Source organism: Psychrobacter sp. (assembly GCF_036731945.1).
GTDB lineage: Bacteria > Pseudomonadota > Gammaproteobacteria > Pseudomonadales > Moraxellaceae > Psychrobacter.
Genome location: NZ_DAINDI010000006.1, coordinates 63,283 through 64,919 on the forward strand (window position 1 = coordinate 63,283; position 1,637 = coordinate 64,919).

A 1,637-nucleotide genomic window follows, 5' to 3' on the forward strand; every position below is an offset into this window, starting at 1 on the left:
GTAGCCCGGACTTTCCTCCCCTGCGCATCTGTTGCCAGTGTGCAGCGGCGATCGCCTAGTCTACCAAGCGCGCTAGTATAGCAAAATTAGTATCAGGTGTGGAAAGTGTTTTGCGCTTATTTATTTGTTGTTATAAAACTATTTAAATAAAAGCGTTTAAATAAAATCTTGCGGTAAAGCTAAATTATCATTACTTATAGTGCTATCTGTCTGTTGTGCCATCTGCAACCAGTAGCTGTTTGGATAATGGCGCGCTAGATAGTTTTTTAAATAATCAATCGTACTATTGGCAATCTCATCATCCGTCTGAGCAGCACTATCATGAATATGGTTATAAATGACACTATGCAGCGTTAAACCGCGCGCTTTAATCGCCTCTAAACTCAGTAAAGTATGATTGATACTACCAAGCCGCCCTGAGGTTACCAACACAACTGGATAGCCTTGCTCAGCGATATAATCTAAGGTTAATAGTTGTTCAGTGATTGGCACCAGTAACCCGCCTGCGCCTTCTAATAGTACCGCGTCGTAGCTTTGTTGCAATTGCTGCGTAGTTTTAGTGATGACTTTGGGGTCTAGAACGTCGTTAGCAAGCTTGACAGATAAATGCGGCGACGCGGGTTTTTCATAACGATACAGACAAGTGGTATAATCGAGGTCACAAGGCTGCAATGGAATTCCCATTAATTGACGATGAGTGAAAATATCATCTGCAATATTCATTTTACCACTAGCTGAATTGACACTAACGCCTGTTTGTACCAGCTTTTGAGTGATGACGTTAGTGCCTTGCTGTATCAGCGCTTTTGCTAACAAACCTGTGGCATAAGTCTTGCCAATATCGGTATCAATGCCGGATATAAATAGCACACTCATGGCGAAACTCTGTTGGTCGTAGACATTTGACCCAAATAAGTAGTGACGACGGTTAATAGCGCTTGGCACAACGTCACCAGTTCGTCATCGCTAATGACATAAGGCGGCATAATATAAACCAATTTGCCAAATGGCCTGACCCAAATGCCATTGTCAATCAGCAAGGATTGGAAAACTGGCATATCAACGGCTGTCTCTAGCTCAATCACAGCGACCGCGCCTAAACAACGAACATCCGCAACGCCATTTAAATTTGCCGCTGTGGCTAGCTGCTCATCCATGATAGTTTGCATATTTGCGGTACGCGCTTCGATATCATAAGACAGTATTAAATCAATCGAGGCACAGGCCACCGCACATGCCAACGGATTGCCCATAAAGGTCGGACCATGCATCAGAGCTGGATAGTCGCTTTGCCTAATGGTTTCGGCAACCTTGCGGGTACAGAGGGTCGCTGCAAAGGTCATATAGCCACCTGTTAGCGCCTTGCCAATGGTCATAATATCAGGACTAATATTGGCATACTCACACGCAAACAGCTTGCCACTACGTCCAAACCCAGTGGCGATTTCATCAGCAATGAGCAGCACGTTATGCTCATCACACAATTGGCGTAATAGTTGTAGATATTCAGGGCTATAAAAGCGCATACCACCTGCGCCTTGAATAATAGGTTCAATAATAAATCCGGCAAGCTGAGCACTATGTTTAGCAAAAAACTGGATTAATTCATCTCGCACGTCTTGCGTTAATTTATGTTC

Annotated in this window: 2 protein-coding genes and 1 other RNA gene (1 of these 3 running past the window's edge); all 3 read right to left on the bottom strand. The window is 43.9% G+C overall.

All coding sequences use genetic code 11. The annotated features are described in order from the left end of the window. Window positions 1-67, bottom strand: an RNA gene (gene rnpB / locus V7D75_RS02365) — RNase P RNA component class A (it extends 263 nt beyond the left edge of the window). A gap of 89 nt (window positions 68-156) precedes the next feature. Then, window positions 157-876, bottom strand: a complete 720-nt coding sequence (bioD, locus tag V7D75_RS02370; RefSeq protein WP_333613252.1) for a dethiobiotin synthase — start codon at window positions 874-876, stop codon at window positions 157-159. Further along, window positions 873-1,637: aminotransferase class III-fold pyridoxal phosphate-dependent enzyme (locus V7D75_RS02375; protein WP_333613253.1), on the bottom strand; the 765-nt coding region annotated here is incomplete at its 5' end. The genes V7D75_RS02375 and bioD, both read right to left, overlap by 4 nt.

Excerpts from the sequence above, each read along its gene's own strand:
- bioD (WP_333613252.1), bottom strand. The coding sequence starts at position 876 with ATGAGTGTGCTATTTATATCCGGCATTGATACCGATATTGGCAAGACT.